This is a genomic window from Sulfitobacter sp. HI0129, assembly GCF_001635395.1.
In the GTDB taxonomy this organism is placed as follows: domain Bacteria; phylum Pseudomonadota; class Alphaproteobacteria; order Rhodobacterales; family Rhodobacteraceae; genus Sulfitobacter.
Genome location: NZ_LWGH01000190.1, coordinates 1 through 253 on the forward strand (window position 1 = coordinate 1; position 253 = coordinate 253).

General features: G+C 64.4%; 1 pseudogene. It reads right to left on the reverse strand.

Features of this window, described 5'->3' with window-relative positions:
• Nucleotides 1–253, reverse strand: a pseudogene (locus tag A3764_RS01945) (TrbI/VirB10 family protein); the annotation flags it as partial.

Consider the following 253-nt stretch of genomic DNA (forward strand, 5'->3'; position numbering starts at 1 on the left):
ACCGGTTCGGGGGCGTTGCGTAATTCCTCGATCTGAGCCTGCAGCGCGGTGATCTGCGCCAGAAGCTCCGCGTTGGGCTCGACTGGATCCGGTCCGACAAACACAACCTCGGGCTCGGGCGGAGGCAAGGTCTCGATAGCGCCAAAGCCGTCCCCCTCGTTTTGGAAGACGTCCGGGGTGGCCGTCGGCAAGGCTTCCTCTTCGTCGGGCTGTGAGAGGAGATAGAGCAGGGCACCACCTGCGCCGATGACGA